This is a genomic window from Pseudomonas sp. GV105, assembly GCF_003058185.1.
Classification (GTDB): Bacteria; Pseudomonadota; Gammaproteobacteria; order Pseudomonadales; family Pseudomonadaceae; genus Aquipseudomonas; species Aquipseudomonas veronii.
Window position 1 is genome coordinate 174,528 of the sequence record NZ_QBUF01000013.1, and the last position, 13,368, is coordinate 187,895.

The following is a 13,368-nucleotide window of genomic DNA, read 5'->3' on the forward strand; positions in this document are numbered from 1 at the left end:
CATGTCTGCTGCCAAATCGATTGATATCAAAAAAAGTGTGGTCGATACGATCCTCGCCGGGCTGATTGCGTTGATCGTGTTCGGTCCGATCGTCGGCGTGGTGCTCGACGGCTACAGCTTCAACCTGCAACCCGCGCGCGTGGCGATCCTGGTCGCCATCGTGATGGCCGGCCGCTTTGCCCTCAGCCTGTTCCTGCAAACGCCCAAGGGCGTGAAGATTCTGCAGGGCTTCGAGAGCAGCGGTTCGGGCGTCCATGTGCTGGCGCCGGACTACAAGTCGCGGCTGCGCTGGATCATCCCGGCGCTGATCGTGATCGCCATCGTGTTCCCGATCTTCGCCAACAAGTACCTGCTCACCGTGGTGATCCTCGGGCTGATCTACGTACTGCTCGGCCTGGGCCTGAACATCGTGGTCGGCCTGGCCGGCTTGCTCGACCTGGGTTACGTGGCGTTCTACGCCATCGGTGCCTACGGCCTCGCGCTGGGGTATCAATACCTCGGCCTGGGTTTCTGGACGGTGCTGCCGCTGGCGGCCATCGCGGCGGCGCTGGCGGGGTGCATACTCGGCTTCCCGGTGCTGCGCATGCACGGCGACTACCTGGCGATCGTGACCCTGGGGTTTGGTGAAATCATCCGCCTGGTGCTGAACAACTGGCTGTCGTTCACCGGCGGGCCAAACGGCATGCCGGTGCCTTCGCCGACCTTCCTCGGCCTGGAATTCGGGCGCAAAGCGAAGGACGGCGGGATTCCGTTCCATGAGTTCTTCGGCCTCGATTACAACCCCAACATCAAGTTCATGTTCATCTACATCGTGCTGTTCCTGGTGGTGCTGGCCGTGCTGTACATCAAGCATCGCCTGACCCGCATGCCGGTCGGCCGCGCCTGGGAAGCCTTGCGCGAAGATGAAATCGCCTGCCGCTCCATGGGCCTGAACCACGTGCTGGTCAAGCTCTCGGCGTTCACCATCGGCGCCTCCACGGCCGGTCTGGCCGGGGTGTTCTTCGCCAGTTACCAAGGCTTCGTCAACCCGTCGTCGTTCACCTTCTTCGAGTCGGCGCTGATCCTGGCCATCGTGGTGTTGGGCGGCATGGGCTCGACGGTAGGCGTGGTGATCGCGGCGTTCGTGTTGACCGTCGCGCCGGAACTGCTGCGCAGCTTCTCTGAGTACCGCGTGCTGCTGTTTGGCGTGTTGATGGTGGTGATGATGATCTGGCGGCCACGCGGCCTGATCCGGATCAGCCGTACCGGTGTGACCCCACGTAAAGGAGTGGCGCCATGAGCAAGGAAGTCATCCTGTCCGTGGAACATCTGATGATGCACTTCGGTGGCATCAAGGCCTTGAGCGACGTGAGCCTCAAGGTCGAACGCAACTCGATCTTCGCCCTGATCGGCCCCAACGGCGCCGGCAAGACCACGGTGTTCAACTGCCTCACCGGCTTCTACAAAGCCAGTGGCGGCAAGATCGAACTCAACGTGCGCGGCAAGCAGACCAACGTGATCCAACTGCTCGGCGAGCGCTTCGAGGCCATCGACTTCGTGTCGCCGAAAAGCTTCTTCAGCCGCGTGTACTACAAGATGTTCGGCGGCACCCACCTGGTGAACCGCGCCGGCCTGGCGCGGACCTTCCAGAACATTCGCCTGTTCAAGGAAATGTCGGTGCTGGAAAACCTGCTGGTCGCCCAGCACATGTGGGTCAACCGCAACCTGCTCGCGGGCATCCTCAACACCAAGGGCTACCGCAAGGCTGAAAGCGACGCCCTCGACCACGCCTTCTACTGGCTGGAAGTGGTCGACCTGGTGGACTGCGCCAACCGCCTGGCCGGCGAGCTTTCCTACGGCCAGCAGCGCCGCCTGGAAATCGCCCGCGCCATGTGTACCCGGCCGCAGATCATCTGTCTCGACGAACCGGCAGCGGGCCTCAACCCCCAGGAAACCGAAGCCCTCAGCGCGATGATTCGCCTGCTGCGCGACGAACACGACCTCACAGTGGTGCTGATCGAACACGACATGGGCATGGTGATGAGTATTTCCGACCACATCGTGGTGCTGGACCACGGCAACGTGATCGCCGAGGGCGGGCCGGATGCGATCCGCAACGACCCGAAAGTGATCGCGGCCTACCTGGGCGCGGATGAAGAGGAGCTTGTATGAACGGGCCTATCCTCGAAATGAAGGACCTGGACGTGTTCTACGGGCCGATCCAGGCGCTGAAGAAAGTCTCGCTGCACATCAACGAAGGCGAAACGGTCAGCCTGATCGGCTCCAACGGCGCGGGTAAATCCACGCTGCTGATGTCGATCTTCGGCCAGCCACGGGCGGAGTCGGGGCAGATCCTCTACAACGGCGTCGACATCACCCACAAGTCGTCCCACTACATCGCGTCCAACGGCATTGCGCAGTCGCCGGAAGGGCGGCGGGTGTTCCCCGACATGACCGTCGAGGAAAACCTGCTGATGGGCACCATCCCCATCGGTGACAAGTTCGCCCAGGAAGATATGCAGCGCATGTTCGAGCTGTTCCCGCGGCTCAAAGAGCGGCGTAACCAACGGGCGATGACCATGTCCGGTGGCGAGCAGCAAATGCTCGCCATCGCTCGCGCACTGATGAGCCGGCCCAAGTTGTTGCTGCTCGACGAACCGAGCCTGGGCCTGGCGCCGATTGTGGTGAAGCAGATCTTTTCCACCCTGCGCGAACTGGCGGCCACTGGGATGACCATCTTCCTGGTGGAGCAGAACGCCAACCATGCGCTGCGTCTGTCAGACCGGGCGTATGTGATGGTCAACGGCGAGATTCGCCTGACAGGCACCGGCAAGGAACTGCTGGTGAACGAGGAAGTGCGCAACGCCTACCTCGGTGGCCACTGACGCATAAACCTTGTGGGAGGGGGCTTGCCCCCGATGGCGGTGTATCAGTCAGAACACCTGATACTGACCCACCGCCATCGGGGGCAAGCCCCCTCCCACATTTGTTTTTGTGATGTTCACAAGTGCGATCCCAAATTGTGGAAAACAAATCCGGCCACCTTCCAAAGCGCGACAGATAGCCGCCGCAAATCGCTGTTTTGTCACAGTTTTGACTTGTCCCCATCCGCTGTGGAACCGGCTGTGGGTAACGTGGGAGTAGCTGGCTGAAAGCCTTTGATTACGTGGCCTGCAGCGTGATGGTTGTTTTTTGATCAGTGGCTTTTTGGCGACCTGCCGAGGGGTTTGTCAACCTGTTTAAAGACACAGGTATATGACCGGATTATGTCTGTCCAGCCTGTGGATAAGTCTGTGGTTAAACTCTGGAAAGACGTCCGCAGAGGCCGGAATGACTGGCCTGGAGCCATCGTTCGGTTTTTCCTCTCGTGCATGGGCCTACATACCGCCTCGTCCAGGTCAAGCAAAAAACTTTGCAAAACCGCCTGAAAGCCTTGTACACAGCGGCTCTGGGCTTTTTGCACTTGCCCCCAAAGACTGTGGGCGCAATTGTGGATAACCTGCGCGAATATGGCTGCAGGCCACGGTGTGTAAGGCTTTGCGTGGTTTGGTTAAAAACTGATCAGGCGTGCATGGCGTGATGTGCATAGCGGTTGCCGCGACGACGGTGTAAGGGCATTCTGCTGGCTTATTTTTTCCGATGCCCGCAAGGAGAACACCATGTCCAACACGCTGTTTATTACTGGCGCAACTTCAGGTTTCGGCGAAGCCTGCGCCCGTCGGTTTGCCGAAGCTGGCTGGAAACTGGTGCTCACCGGTCGTCGTGCCGAGCGTCTGAACGCGCTGGTCGAAGAGCTTTCCAAGCAGACCGAAGTACACGGCCTGGTGGTGGACGTGCGTGACCGCCAAGGTATGGAAGCGGCGATTGCCGGCCTGCCGCCCGCGTTCGCCAAGCTGCGCGGGCTGATCAACAACGCCGGCCTGGCCGTGGGCACCGATCCCGCGCCCAAGTGCAACCTCGACGACTGGGAAACCATGGTCGACACCAACATCAAGGGCCTGCTGACCACCACCCACCTGCTGTTGCCGCGCCTGATCGCCTATGGCCGCGGTGCCGGGATCATCAACCTGGGCTCCATCGCCGGCAGCTACCCGTACCCGGGCAGCCACGTGTATGGCGGCTCCAAAGCGTTCGTGAAGCAATTCTCGCTGAACCTGCGCTGCGACCTGCAAGGCACCGGCGTGCGTGTGACCAACATCGAGCCAGGGCTGTGTGAAAGCGAGTTCTCTCTGGTGCGCTTCGGCGGCGACCAGGCGCGCTACGACGCCACCTATGCCGGCGCCGAGCCGATCCAGCCGCAGGACATCGCCGACACCATCTTCTGGGTGCTGAACACCCCGGCGCACGTCAACATCAACCGCCTTGAGCTGATGCCGGTGAGCCAGAGCTGGGCCGGGTTTGCGATTGAGCGTGGGGCCAAGTAAGGGGTTAGACCGAGTCGCCTGTATCGGGGGCAAGCCCCCCTCCCACACTGAATTGGGTTCACACATCAATATCTGTGAACCACCTTCAAATGTGGGAGGGGGCTTGCCCCCGATGAGTCCCTGAAGGTCAGCCGAGAACCTTGACCAACCCCTGATAACAGGTCGCCAGGTGATACGGCGTGGTCGACGGCATATCCCGTCGGCTCACGCTGCCCTGGGAATCCAGGCATTCATTCCAGCCCTTGGCATGCAGGAAGTGCTGCTGCAACGCGAGCAACTGGCGCTGCAGCACGGCTTCGCTGCCCGGCCGCAAGGTCAGTGCGCGCAGGTATTCCGCCTGGGCCCAGATGCGTTGGGTGCCGTCGCGCACGCTGCCGTCCAGGGCAAGCATGCCGCTGACCGCGCCGGTCCGGTTATCCACACCCGTTTGCTCGGCATAGGCAAAGGCCCGCGTCAGCGAAGCATGCAGCGGCGTGCCGCGCAGCACGTCGGAAGACTCAAGCAAGAAGAACCACTCGAACTGGTGCCCCGGCTCAAACCAGTTGTCCACAGCGCCCAGCGGTTTTTCCATCATCACGCCGTGCTGGCGCTCGATGAAACGCTGCTGCATGGCCGTCGCCAAGGCCAGCAATGCGGTTTGCACCGCGGCGTCTTCACGCACCGCCAGGGTGGCGAGGAAGCCTTCCGCCAGGTGCATCAGCGGGTTTTGCAATGGGCCGGACTTGAGGGACGACCAATTACGCTCCAGCACCGCCTCGTACAGGCCATCGCCGCTGGCGAAACGTTGGGCGACCACTTCCAGCGCCGCATTCAACACCGACTCCACCAGCGGTTCGCGCACCTTGGCCCAGTAATGGGCGCAGGCGAAGATGATGAACGCGTGGGTGTACAGATCCTTGCGCTTGTCCAGCGGCTGGCCGGCGGGGTCGATGCTGTAGAACCAGCCGCCGTGCTCGGCGTCGTGGAAATGCCGTTGCAGCGAGCGGAACAACACGGCGGCGCGTTCTTCGGCAAAGGCTGCGCCGGGTTCGCCGATCAGGCTGGCGAACAGGTACAACTGCCGGGCACAGGCCATGGCGCGGTAGCGTTGCGGCGGCAGCGGCCGGTGGTCGGCGTCCAGCGCCTCGTAGGGCAGCGCCAGCTCGGCGTTCCAGCCCGGGCCCTGCCAGAGCGGCACGATCAGGTCATGGAAGTGCGTGAGCACGGCATTCAAGGAAGGCTGAAGGGCGGAGCTTGGAGCGATGGGCATCGGCTGGCGTCGTCACGGCAGGGGTGTAGGCGCGCATGGTAGCAGGCTTGGGAACGGTGGTGTCTGCGCCACCGCTATCGGGGGCAAGCCCCCTCCCACATTCGACCGAGTTCCAACTTTGGAATGCAAGCGAATGTGGGAGGGGCGGTGCGACGATTCGACTTGCCCCCGATGAGGCGCTTAATCGCGCCGCAAATCAGCCAGCCAGCAACCAAACCCCGGTCGCCGCCGAAGCCGCCCCGGCAACCCGCACCAACGGCGCCGCCGCAGTCGGCAGCCAGCGCACCACGGCATAACCGACAGCGTGCAACACAGCGGTGGCGCCGACAAATCCGGCGGCATACGCCCAAGGGCTGGACATGTCCGGCAGCTCCAAACCATGGGCCACGCCGTGGAACAGCGCGAACAAGGCCGTTGCCCCCAGCGCCACGAACAACGGCGGGCGCACCGCCAGCGCCACCGCCAGGCCCAGGGCCAGCACCGACGCGGCAATCCCGCTTTCCAGCGCCGGCAACGCCAGGCCTTCAAAGCCCAACAGGCCGCCGAGCAACAGGGTGGCCACGAAGGTGCAGGGCAGCGCCCAACGCGCCGCGCCTTTTTGCTGGGCGGCCCACAAGCCGACCGCCAGCATGGCCAGCAAATGGTCGAGACCGCCCAATGGATGACTGATACCCGCCACCAGGCCGTTGTCGCCGTGACCCGGGTGGGCGAAGGCCAAGGCGGGTGCGAGCAGCAGGGCGGCGGCAGCGAAGAGTTTTTTCAGGCGCATGGACAGGTTCCTTATGGGGTGATCAGGCCGCAGTCAGCAGGCCCTGGCGTTCGATGAAGGCGACGATCTCATCCAGGCCGACGCCGGTTTTCTGGTTGCTGAACACAAAGGGTTTACCGTTGCGCATGCGTTGGGTGTCGCTGTTCATCAGTTCCAGCGAGGCGCCGACCAAGGGCGCCAGGTCGATCTTGTTGATCACCAGCAGGTCGGATTTGCAGATGCCGGGGCCGCCCTTGCGCGGCAGTTTATCGCCGGCGGACACATCGATCACATAGATGGTCAGGTCCGACAGTTCCGGGCTGAACGTCGCCGACAGGTTATCGCCGCCCGACTCCACCAGGATCAGGTCCAGGCCGGGAAAGCGCCGGTTGAGTTGGTCCACCGCTTCCAGGTTGATCGAGGCGTCTTCACGGATCGCCGTGTGCGGGCAGCCGCCGGTTTCCACACCGATGATGCGCTCGGGCGCCAGGGCCTGGTTGCGCACCAGGAAGTCGGCATCTTCGCGGGTATAGATGTCGTTGGTGACCACCGCCAGGTTGTAGCGATCACGCAAGGCCAGGCACAGGGCCAGGGTCAGGGCGGTCTTGCCGGAGCCCACCGGGCCGCCGATGCCGACACGCAGAGGTTGTGTGTTCATGTGCTTCTCCTAGGAACGGAACAGGCGGCTGTACTGGCGCTCGTGGGCCATGCACGCCAGGGACAGGCCGAACGCGGCGCTGCCGAAATGGTTGGGGTCGATGTGGCTGGCGTCCTGCTGGGCGTGTTGCAGCAGGGGCAGCAGTTCACTGGTCAGGCGCTGGGCGGCCTGCTGGCCGAGCGGTAGGGTTTTCATCAGCACGGCCAGCTGGTTTTCCAGCCAGCTCCACAGCCAGGCGGCGAGGGCGTCGTCGGGGCTGATGCCCCAGGCGCGTGCGGCCAGGGCCCAGCCCAGCGCCAGATGCGGCTCGGCGTGTTGTGCGAGAAAATCACGGGCCGCGTCGTCCAGTTCCGGCAGGCCGTTGAGCAGTTGCTGCAGGGAGTACCCCATCTGCCGGCTCTCCTGATACAGCTCGCGGGTCTCGCGACTGGCGCGGTGTTCCTCGCACAGTTGCGCCAGCTGCGACCAATCGCCGGCCACGGCGGCGCGGCAATGCGCGAGCAACAGCGGCGCTTCGAAGCGGGCGAGGTTGAGCAGCAACTGGTCGCTGATCCAGCGGCGGGCGCCGGCCGCGTCTTTGACGCGGCCATTCTCCACGGCCATTTCCAGGCCCTGGGAATAGCTGTAGCCGCCAATCGGCAATTGCGGACTGGCCAGACGCAGCAGCGCCCAGGCTGGGTTCATAAACGCACGCCGAACTGATGCAGCTTCGGCGGGTAGTTGAAATCTTCATCGCCATGGCGTGAATGGTGGTGGCCGCCGCCGTAGGCCCCGTGTTCCGGCTGGAATGGCGCTTCGAGGGTTTCGGTCCGCGCGCCCAGCTGTTCAAGCATGGCCTTGAGCACGTAATCATCCAGCAGGCGCAGCCAGCCGTCGCCTACTTGCAAGGCCACGTGGCGATTGCCCAGGTGATACGCGGCGCGGGTCAGTTCAAATGCATTGCGACAGGTGACGTGCAGCAGTTGTTCAGGGCGCGCGCAGACGCGTACTACACGTCCGTCTTCAGCCTGTAGGAACTCGCCATCGTGCAGCGGCGGCTGGCCACGCTCCAGGAACAGGCCGACGTCTTCGCCGTCGGCACTGAAACAGCGCAGGCGGCTTTTGCTGCGTGCTTCGAAGTTCAGCAGCAACTCGGCGACCCAGAGGGCTTGCGGGGCGATTCGGCGGTGGATCACCAGCATCAGAAGGCTTCCAGCTATGAGCGATAAGAGAGCTAGAGCAAGGGGCTTGCCAATCCCGCGCAGGAGTAGGAATTCCCTGAAGGCGAGCGCAGCGATGCCACCGAATAGGGCGTCAGTCAGCGCCTTTATGCTTCAATTTGGTGCGCGTCTGGAGGTGTGGCACTGGATGGGGGCGTTGTGTGTGGATGTGGCGTGCGGTTTTGCATGAAATTTCTCTCATCTAATTCGCACTGGTGTTTTTTCAGATTTCTCCTACGCGGTATCCGGATTCCGCGTTCAAAAAGTTACGCGCTGTTTCTTTAGGATTTGCGCCGTCTTAACACCACGGCGATTCATCAATGTTCAAGTCACTTTTCTTTTTAATCCTTTTCAGTCTTTCCTGTGTCATCTCATCGGCCTCGGCCAACCTGAAACCCCAATCGACATTCGGCTCTTCGCTGCCTGGTGTCCCAACGTCTTCGGTGGCGAATGTGGTCGACCGCGCCCATGCCCTGCTGGGCACCCCGTACAAATGGGGGGGCACCTCGGCCGAGCAAGGGTTTGATTGCAGTAGTTTCCTGGTCTACCTGTTCAAGACCGAAGCCAACATTCACATCCCGCGCACGACGGCGGCGATGCACCGTTCAACGGCTGCGACCGTCAAGCGCAACGAGCTCAAGCCGGGGGACGCGGTGTTTTTCAAAGGTAACGGGCGCGGTCAGGTCAGCCATGTGGGGCTGTATATCGGCGAAGGGAAATTCATTCATTCGCCGCGGGCCGGCAAGAATGTGCGGATCGATTCGTTGAGCAACAACTACTGGAACAAGAACTACACCGGCGCCAAGCGTTTCCACACGGCGGGTTGACGGCTTACTCGGTGCTGCCGAGGCCCTGCCAGTGCTTGAGGCCAATGAAGATGAAGCGCAACTGCTGGGTGATTTTCGCCTGGGGCGTGAGGTGGGCGGGCAGCGCGTGGGCGGGCGGGTCGATGATGTCGGGCAGGGTGGCGAACACACTTTTGACGATCAGGTCGGCCATCACGTGCAGGCCGTCGGCGTCCAGGTGCTGGAGCTTGGGCATTAGGGTCAGGTCGGCGGCCAGGTCACTGGTGATGTCTTCGCGCAGGGCGCCGATGGCTTGGCGCACAGCCAGGCAGCCACCGTACTGTTCGCGGGCCAGGAACAGGAATTGCGAGCGATTGGCCGCGACCACATCGAGGAAGATCCGCACGGACGCATCGATAATGCCGCCCATCATGAATTCGTTGTGGCGCACCAGGCGGATCGTGGCACGGAAGGTCTGGCCGACTTCGCTGACCAGCACCAGGCCCAGTTGGTCCATGTCGGCAAAGTGACGATAGAACCCGGTGGGCACGATCCCGGCTGTCTTGGCCACTTCCCGCAGGCTCAGGCTGCCGAACCCGCGGCCACACTCCATCAGATGGCGGGCTGCGTCCATCAGGGCGAGGCGGGTCTGTTGCTTCTGTTCGGCACGGGGCAGCATGGCGGGCGGGCTTTGTCGGCAAGTACAGCGACGCACTCTAGCAAAACCGCTTCATAGACGTCGAACTTGGCAGGGCATTGCGGCGTGGATACGTGACACGTTGTGCAGAAAGTCAAAAGCCCGATCCAGGGATCGGGCTTTTTTCCGGGCCACCACAGGCTTAGCTCTGAGCTTGATGCAGGTCTTGCAGACGGTCGGCACCGCCTTCAGCAACACCTTCTGTATAGGCACGTTTGTTGGCGTGTTCAGCACCACCTTCAACCAGGCCTTTTTCTTCCAGGCGGTTGCGGCCGTTTTCGGTCACGCCTTCGGTGTAAGCGCGTTTGTTGGCTTGTTCCGAACCATTTTCAGCAACGGCGCCTTTGGCGTAGTCACGGTTCTCTTGTTCTTGCGACCCGCTACGGGCGAGGGTTTGGCTGAATTGAACGGCATCGGCTTTGGCTTGTGGGATCGCTTGTTCAGCGGCCGGCAGGGCAAAGGCACTGGATGCCAGGACGGACAGCAGCACGGTAGCGAGTACTTGGCGTTTCATGATGGGTTGCTCCTTGGGAGGGCGATTAAGTGGGTACGGGGCTAATGCTACTCTCGATAAGTCGATATAAAAGTTCATAAACCCAATGGTAATAATCAACGGAATTGATTGTTCCCATGGGAGGCTCTAAGTCGAGCCTCTCAAGCCCGCGGTTTTGCACCGTGCTGGGTATTTTCGACACGCGCTTGGGTAACAATGGTGCGTTGGCGTGGGATAAATCTGTCGAAGTGGTCAGAAAAATGGATTTTTTCCGGCAAAACGTTGATTGGGTTAAACCCCGGGAGGGTTTGCCAGTCCTAGCTGTATAAGCTGTCTCAAGGGCTGTGACTCAGCCAGTCGTATTCAGGAGCTCTGTGCAATGACGCGCACTCGTAAAATCGTCGCTTGGTGCTGCGCCAGCATCGTTCTATCAATCGCCGTGGTGGTGTTGTTTTTGCTGTTCTTCGACTGGAACCGCATCAAACCGCCGCTCAATGCCAAGGTTTCCGAAGAACTGCATCGTCCGTTCGCCATCAATGGCAACCTGGCGGTGGTGTGGCGCCGTGAACTGGACGAGGGCGGTTGGCGTGCCTGGGTGCCCTGGCCCCATGTCATTGCCGAAGACCTGAGCCTGGGCAACCCCGACTGGTCGAAAACCCCGCAGATGGTCACGCTCAAGCGTGTGGAGCTGCGTATCTCGCCATTGGCCTTGCTGGTGCAACGCGTGGTGATCCCGCGTATCGACCTCGTCGAACCGAGCGCCGAGTTGCAGCGCCTGGCCGATGGGCGCGCCAACTGGGTGTTCACATTCGATCCCAAGGACCCTAACGCCGAACCCTCCGCCTGGGTGGTGGACATCGGTGCCATCGGCTTCGACAAGGGCCACGTGACCCTCGACGACCAGACCCTCAAAACCCAACTGGACGTGATCATCGACCCGCTGGGCAAACCCATTCCGTTTAACGAAATCGTCGGCGATGCGGATGCCAAAAAGGTCTTGGAAAAAGGCGCGGCCCCCCAGGACTATGCGTTCGGCCTCAAGGTCAAAGGTCGCTACCACGGGCAGACACTCGACGGCAGCGGCAAGATCGGCGGCCTGCTCGCCTTGCAGGACGCGGCCAAGCCGTTTCCGCTGCAAGCCCAGGTGAACGTCGCCGACACCCGCATCGCCGTGGCCGGCACCCTGACCGACCCGCTCAACCTCGGTGCCCTGGACCTGCGCCTGAAACTCGCGGGCGCCAGCCTGGGCAACCTGTACCCGCTGACCGGCGTCACCCTGCCGGACTCGCCGGCCTATTCCACCGATGGGCGCCTGATCGCGCAACTGCATCAAGCCAGCGGCGCGACGTTCCGCTACGACAACTTCAACGGCAAGATCGGCGACAGCGACATCCACGGCAACCTGGCCTACGTCGCCAGCCAGCCGCGGCCCAAACTCAGCGGCACGCTGGTGTCCAACCAACTGCTGATGGCTGACCTTGCGCCCTTGATCGGTGCCGACTCCAACGCCAAGCAAAAAGCCCGTGGCGGGATGAGCAAGCAACCGGCGACCAAAGTGCTGCCGGTGGAAGCGTTCCGCACCGAGCGCTGGCGTGACATGGATGCCGACGTGGAATTCACCGGCAAACGCATCGTCCACAGCACCGACTTGCCCTTCACCGATCTCTATACGCACTTGGTGCTGACGGATGGCGAACTGAGCCTGCAACCCCTGCGGTTCGGCGTGGCCGGCGGCAAGCTCGATGCACAGATCCGCCTGAACGGGCGCATCACGCCGATGGAAGGCCGCGCCAAATTGACCGCGCGCAACTTCAAGCTCAAACAGTTGTTCCCGACCTTCGAGCCGATGAAAACCAGCTTTGGCGAACTCAACGGCGATGCCGATATTGCCGGGCGCGGCAACTCGGTGGCGGCGTTGCTGGGCTCGGCCAACGGTGACCTGAAGATGCTGATCAACGACGGCGCCATCAGCCGAGGCCTGATGGAAATCGTCGGGCTCAACGTAGGCAACTACGTCGTCGGGCGCCTGTTTGGCGACAAGGAAGTGAAGATCAACTGCGCGGCGGCCGACTTCGGCATCAAGACCGGGCTCGCGACCACGCGCTTGTTTGTGTTCGATACCGAGAACGCCATCGTCTATATCGATGGCACGGCGAACATGGCCTCGGAGCAGCTCGACCTGACCATCACCCCGGAATCGAAAGGCTTCCGCCTGTTCTCGCTGCGCTCACCGCTGTATGTGAACGGTCCGTTCATCAAACCGAATGCCGGCGTGAAAGCCATCCCCCTGGCACTGCGTGGCGCCGGCATGGTCGCGCTGGGCGTGATCGCCGGCCCGGCTGCCGGGTTGCTGGCACTGGTCGCGCCGAGCGGCGACGTGCCCAATCAGTGCGCGCCGTTGTTGCAGCAGATGAAGGAAGGCAAGGCGCCGAAGACCGTGAAAGGTTGATTCGGCGCAGTCGTAAGAAAGGGCGCCCCTAGGGGCGCCTTTTTTATGTCAGTGCTGTAAGTGTGCTCTTGGTCTTGCGTAGTTCATTTCTGAAACAGTAAATCCGCCCCTGATTCCCCTTATACCTCCTGCGGCGCCTTCTTATAGTCGGCGGTCACAGTCACTTGGAGGTGGACGCGATGCAGGAGCCTTATGTGTTTATCGCCATAAAGGGCGTAGCCGTGGGCGCTTTAGGTAGCCACACCGGTGAGCAAATAGGCTCCCTCCTTTACAAAGTTTCAGGGAGTGGGCAATGACGCTTGAGTCCATGGGGATAGTCTCGGGGGTTATTATGATGCTGAGTTTCCCTATATCTTTTTATGCTATGTATACAAAGCTGGAAGAGGCCGAGAGTTATTTGCGGTTCAGCACATTTATAGTGATGTTCAAGCACATGTTCAAAGCCGGATTGTTTGAGGGGAGGATGAAGAGACTCTTCGCTGTCGCCCTTGTTATTCTTATGCCCGCGGCTTTTCAATGGAGACGTTTAGTACTCGTTGAAGATGTGAAAGCTATTCCCATAAGACTCAAACTCTGGATGGTCATGCCCTTCCTGCTCACACTGTTTTCCATCACTGGAATGGTCCTGTCATGGCTACTGACTACCTGACGGTCATATCAGGAAAAAAAGAGGAAGTTGGCTAACCT

Annotated in this window: 14 protein-coding genes; 7 read left to right on the top strand and 7 right to left on the bottom strand. The window is 61.4% G+C overall.

All coding sequences use genetic code 11. The features are described 5' to 3' along the window. Window position 1 precedes the first annotated feature (1 nt). The 4 genes from livM to C8K66_RS23950 all read left to right on the top strand — a co-directional run bounded on the left by livM (window position 2) and on the right by C8K66_RS23950 (window position 4,403). A complete protein-coding gene (gene livM / locus C8K66_RS23930; protein ID WP_017849725.1) occupies window positions 2-1,279 on the top strand; it encodes a high-affinity branched-chain amino acid ABC transporter permease LivM in 1,278 nt (425 codons plus the stop codon). After that, entirely contained in the window at window positions 1,276-2,151 is an 876-nt protein-coding gene (locus tag C8K66_RS23935) for an ABC transporter ATP-binding protein (RefSeq protein ID WP_102618784.1), read from the top strand. The genes livM and C8K66_RS23935 overlap by 4 nt, the downstream gene beginning before the upstream one ends. Next, window positions 2,148-2,864, top strand: a complete 717-nt coding sequence (locus C8K66_RS23940; protein WP_017849723.1) for an ABC transporter ATP-binding protein — start codon at window positions 2,148-2,150, stop codon at window positions 2,862-2,864. The genes C8K66_RS23935 and C8K66_RS23940 overlap by 4 nt, the downstream gene beginning before the upstream one ends. A gap of 774 nt (window positions 2,865-3,638) precedes the next feature. Beyond that, window positions 3,639-4,403 (top strand): SDR family oxidoreductase, encoded by a 765-nt coding sequence (locus C8K66_RS23950; protein WP_017849722.1) that lies wholly within the window; start codon window positions 3,639-3,641, stop codon window positions 4,401-4,403. A 127-nt stretch (window positions 4,404-4,530) separates the two neighbouring features. On the opposite strand, the gene C8K66_RS23955 is transcribed toward C8K66_RS23950, so the two are convergent. From C8K66_RS23955 to ureE, 5 genes are all read right to left on the bottom strand, one after another. Next, complete coding sequence (locus C8K66_RS23955; RefSeq protein ID WP_108526114.1) at window positions 4,531-5,652, bottom strand: AGE family epimerase/isomerase; 1,122 nt, start codon at window positions 5,650-5,652, stop codon at window positions 4,531-4,533. A 196-nt stretch (window positions 5,653-5,848) separates the two neighbouring features. Further along, window positions 5,849-6,421 (bottom strand): HupE/UreJ family protein, encoded by a 573-nt coding sequence (locus C8K66_RS23960; RefSeq protein ID WP_108526116.1) that lies wholly within the window; start codon window positions 6,419-6,421, stop codon window positions 5,849-5,851. Window positions 6,422-6,443: 22 nt separating this feature from the next. Beyond that, complete coding sequence (gene ureG, locus C8K66_RS23965; RefSeq protein ID WP_017849719.1) at window positions 6,444-7,058, bottom strand: urease accessory protein UreG; 615 nt, start codon at window positions 7,056-7,058, stop codon at window positions 6,444-6,446. Between the two features lie 9 nt (window positions 7,059-7,067). Further along, window positions 7,068-7,742: an urease accessory protein UreF gene (locus tag C8K66_RS23970; protein WP_108526118.1), complete on the bottom strand. Its 675-nt coding sequence runs from the start codon at window positions 7,740-7,742 to the stop codon at window positions 7,068-7,070. Continuing rightward, on the bottom strand, window positions 7,739-8,239 hold the full coding sequence (gene ureE, locus C8K66_RS23975) for an urease accessory protein UreE (protein ID WP_046384879.1): 501 nt from the start codon (window positions 8,237-8,239) through the stop codon (window positions 7,739-7,741). Before ureE ends, C8K66_RS23970 begins: the two co-directional genes overlap by 4 nt. A 338-nt stretch (window positions 8,240-8,577) precedes the next feature. Between ureE and C8K66_RS23980 the strand changes: the two genes are divergently transcribed. Continuing rightward, complete coding sequence (locus C8K66_RS23980; RefSeq protein ID WP_026140377.1) at window positions 8,578-9,084, top strand: C40 family peptidase; 507 nt, start codon at window positions 8,578-8,580, stop codon at window positions 9,082-9,084. Window positions 9,085-9,088: 4 nt separating this feature from the next. On the opposite strand, the gene C8K66_RS23985 is transcribed toward C8K66_RS23980, so the two are convergent. Together C8K66_RS23985 and C8K66_RS23990 are read right to left on the bottom strand one after the other, a co-directional pair. Beyond that, a complete protein-coding gene (locus tag C8K66_RS23985; protein WP_046384878.1) occupies window positions 9,089-9,721 on the bottom strand; it encodes a TetR family transcriptional regulator in 633 nt (210 codons plus the stop codon). A 160-nt stretch (window positions 9,722-9,881) separates the two neighbouring features. Further along, window positions 9,882-10,253, bottom strand: coding sequence for a hypothetical protein (locus tag C8K66_RS23990; RefSeq protein WP_102618686.1), 372 nt, complete (start codon window positions 10,251-10,253; stop codon window positions 9,882-9,884). Window positions 10,254-10,611: 358 nt separating this feature from the next. Between C8K66_RS23990 and C8K66_RS23995 the strand changes: the two genes are divergently transcribed. Both C8K66_RS23995 and C8K66_RS24000 read left to right on the top strand, forming a co-directional pair. After that, a complete protein-coding gene (locus tag C8K66_RS23995; protein ID WP_108526120.1) occupies window positions 10,612-12,681 on the top strand; it encodes an AsmA family protein in 2,070 nt (689 codons plus the stop codon). A 292-nt stretch (window positions 12,682-12,973) separates the two neighbouring features. Then, window positions 12,974-13,330, top strand: a complete 357-nt coding sequence (locus tag C8K66_RS24000) for a hypothetical protein (RefSeq protein ID WP_046487343.1) — start codon at window positions 12,974-12,976, stop codon at window positions 13,328-13,330. The last annotated feature ends 38 nt before the right edge of the window (window positions 13,331-13,368 follow it).

Bases quoted from the DNA above. Each gene is read 5' to 3' on its own strand.
- livM (WP_017849725.1), top strand. From the start codon at position 2: ATGTCTGCTGCCAAATCGATTGATATCAAAAAAAGTGTGGTCGATACG.
- C8K66_RS23935 (WP_102618784.1), top strand. From the start codon at position 1,276: ATGAGCAAGGAAGTCATCCTGTCCGTGGAACATCTGATGATGCACTTC.
- C8K66_RS23940 (WP_017849723.1), top strand. From the start codon at position 2,148: ATGAACGGGCCTATCCTCGAAATGAAGGACCTGGACGTGTTCTACGGG.
- C8K66_RS23950 (WP_017849722.1), top strand. From the start codon at position 3,639: ATGTCCAACACGCTGTTTATTACTGGCGCAACTTCAGGTTTCGGCGAA.
- C8K66_RS23955 (WP_108526114.1), bottom strand. From the start codon at position 5,652: ATGCCCATCGCTCCAAGCTCCGCCCTTCAGCCTTCCTTGAATGCCGTG.
- C8K66_RS23960 (WP_108526116.1), bottom strand. From the start codon at position 6,421: ATGCGCCTGAAAAAACTCTTCGCTGCCGCCGCCCTGCTGCTCGCACCC.
- ureG (WP_017849719.1), bottom strand. From the start codon at position 7,058: ATGAACACACAACCTCTGCGTGTCGGCATCGGCGGCCCGGTGGGCTCC.
- C8K66_RS23970 (WP_108526118.1), bottom strand. From the start codon at position 7,742: ATGAACCCAGCCTGGGCGCTGCTGCGTCTGGCCAGTCCGCAATTGCCG.
- ureE (WP_046384879.1), bottom strand. From the start codon at position 8,239: ATGCTGGTGATCCACCGCCGAATCGCCCCGCAAGCCCTCTGGGTCGCC.
- C8K66_RS23980 (WP_026140377.1), top strand. From the start codon at position 8,578: ATGTTCAAGTCACTTTTCTTTTTAATCCTTTTCAGTCTTTCCTGTGTC.
- C8K66_RS23985 (WP_046384878.1), bottom strand. From the start codon at position 9,721: ATGCTGCCCCGTGCCGAACAGAAGCAACAGACCCGCCTCGCCCTGATG.
- C8K66_RS23990 (WP_102618686.1), bottom strand. From the start codon at position 10,253: ATGAAACGCCAAGTACTCGCTACCGTGCTGCTGTCCGTCCTGGCATCC.
- C8K66_RS23995 (WP_108526120.1), top strand. From the start codon at position 10,612: ATGACGCGCACTCGTAAAATCGTCGCTTGGTGCTGCGCCAGCATCGTT.
- C8K66_RS24000 (WP_046487343.1), top strand. From the start codon at position 12,974: ATGACGCTTGAGTCCATGGGGATAGTCTCGGGGGTTATTATGATGCTG.